General features: G+C 61.2%; 3 protein-coding genes. All 3 read left to right on the forward strand.

Going from position 1 to position 2,448, the window contains the following annotated elements:
• Positions 1–1,351: outer membrane protein assembly factor BamA (gene bamA, locus ABYW26_RS13360; RefSeq protein WP_372605409.1), on the forward strand; the 1,351-nt coding region annotated here is incomplete at its 5' end.
• Positions 1,351–1,941: an OmpH family outer membrane protein gene (locus ABYW26_RS13365; protein ID WP_372605410.1), complete on the forward strand. Its 591-nt coding sequence runs from the start codon at positions 1,351–1,353 to the stop codon at positions 1,939–1,941. The genes bamA and ABYW26_RS13365, both read left to right, overlap by 1 nt.
• 79 nt (positions 1,942–2,020) lie before the next feature.
• Positions 2,021–2,448: 3-hydroxyacyl-ACP dehydratase FabZ (fabZ, locus tag ABYW26_RS13370; protein WP_372605411.1), on the forward strand; the 428-nt coding region annotated here is incomplete at its 3' end.

The following is a 2,448-nucleotide window of genomic DNA, read 5'->3' on the forward strand; positions in this document are numbered from 1 at the left end:
ACGTCTTGCGCTGCAGAAGGGCTTGAACTTCATCCGTGTAGAGCCGCGGATCAGCCGCAATGACCGCGATCTGACCTTGGACATAGACTTTGCAATCAACCGTGGCCCGCGCATCTTTGTTGAACGTATCGACATCGAAGGCAACGTCACCACGCTGGACAGCGTGATCCGTCGCCAGTTCACCACGGTTGAAGGCGATCCGTTCAACGCCCGCGCCATCCGCGAAGCCGCATCGCGAATTCGCGCCCTTGGCTTCTTCGCCACCTCGAATGTGGCCGCGCGCGAAGGGTCGTCGCCGGATACGGTCGTCATCGGCGTCGAAGTCGAAGAACAACCGACCGGCACCCTGTCGTTCGGTCTGAACTATAGCGTCGCCTCGGGTGTTGGCGCCGTGATCAGCTTTTCCGAGACCAACTTCCTTGGCCGTGGTCAGTATCTGAGTTTCAGCTACTCCAGCGGTCTGGACAGCTCGACAATGGGCTTCTCGTTCGCCGAGCCGGCCTTCCTTGGCCGCGATGTCCGGTTCTCGATCTCGGCGTCGCAATCGGCAGCGGATAACCTGAACTCGTCTCTGTATCAGGTGTCGCAGCTTGCCTTTTCGACCGGTCTGGAATTCCCGGCTGGCGAATTCTCCCGCATCGGGCTGCGCTATTCGGCCGATCAGACCGACATGTATAACTATACCGGCGACTCGACGATCCTGGCGGCCGAAGCGGCCTTGGGTAAGCAGGTCACCAGTTCGATTGGCTATACCTGGGCACGTGACACGCGCGGCGTTGGCCTGAACCCGGAAGCCGGCGTTCTGTTCCGCTTTACGCAGGATTTTGCCGGTGTTGGCGGCGATTCCACCTTTGTGAGAACCGAAGCTCTGGTTGCGGCTGAAAAGCTGATCTTCAGCGAAGAAGTGACGCTGCGGGCGGAATTCGAAGGCGGGTTGCTGAGCATGATCAGCGGCGACAGCCGCGCCCCGCAGCGCTATTTCGCCAACGCCAAGATCCGTGGCTTTGACCTGAACGGCATCGGGCCGCGCGATCTGGCGTCGACCGCGAACGAAGCCTTGGGCGGGAACGCCTTTGCAGTTGCGCGGTTCGAAGCCGAGTTCCCCGTCGGTCTGCCCGACGAATACGGGATCACCGCCGGTGTGTTCGCCGATTTCGGCTCGGTCTGGATGCTGGACAACACCAATGGTGGCGCGGTCGATGATGGTTTCCATCTGCGGTCGGCGATCGGCTTTTCGGTGTTCTGGGATACGGCCATCGGTCCGTTGCGTTTCAACTTCTCGCGGGCTCTGATGAAAGAGGCCTATGACCGCGAGCGCAACTTTGACCTGACGATCTCGACCCGGTTCTGATGCGCCGGATCGCGTTTGCCCTTGCTTTTGCTGGCCTGGCCCTTGGGGTCGGGCCAGTTGCAGTTTGGGCGCAGGACGGCGCGGCCAGCGGACCGCTGCGCAGCCCGCTGGTCACCATCGATCAGGAAAAGCTGTTCACTGAATCCGCCTTTGGCCAGTCGCTGATTGCGCGGGTCGAACAGGACAGCACCGCGCTTGCCGCTGAAAACCGCAAGATCGAGGCCGAATTGCTGGCCGAGGAAAAAGCCCTGACCGACGAGCGTCCGACGCTGGACCCGGTGGCGTTCCGCGAAAAGGCATCGGCCTTTGACGAAAAAGTCGTGGCGATCCGCAAGGCGCAGGACGACAAGGCGCGGTCGCTGATCCGTCAGCGCGAGGCGGCGCAAAAAGAATTCTTCAACGCCGCGCTGCCGGTGCTGTCGGAAATCGCTCGCGAGCGTGGCGCCGTCGCGGTGATGGACAGCCGCTCGGTCATCATGTCGGCGGGTCAGATCGACATTACCGCCGACGCGATTGACCGGGTCGATGCGCGTTTGGCCCCGGTAACGCCGGATGCGGCCCCGGTGGACACTCCGACCGAGGCCAAGTGACCCGGCGCTTGTCTCGGGGCAACAGTCTTGCTACTCCGGTGGTCAGAAAACCGGGTGACAGCCGCAAAGGACCAAGGCCATGACCGAGCAGACCGCTATCCCTGCGATCATTGATATTGACCACATCAAGCGCCTGATCCCGCATCGCTATCCGTTTCTTCTGGTTGATAAAGTCCGCGACATCGAGCCGAACAAATCGGCGGTCGGCATCAAATGCGTCACCATGAACGAGCCGCATTTTCAGGGCCATTTCCCGGCCACGCCGATCATGCCCGGTGTGACGATTGTCGAGGCCATGGCCCAGACCGCCGCAGTCATGGTTGCCGCGTCGAACCACATGGAAGACAAGGAATTGCTGGTCTATTTCATGTCGATCGACGGCTGCAAATTCCGCCGCAAAGTTGTGCCCGGCGACGTGATGGAAATGAGCATCACCACCCTGCGCGGCAAGCCCGGTGCCAAGGTCTGGAAATTCGAGGGCATCGCCCGCGTTGACGGTGAACTGGC

The sequence above is a fragment of the Actibacterium sp. genome (assembly GCF_041584535.1).
Classification (GTDB): Bacteria; Pseudomonadota; Alphaproteobacteria; order Rhodobacterales; family Rhodobacteraceae; genus Actibacterium_D.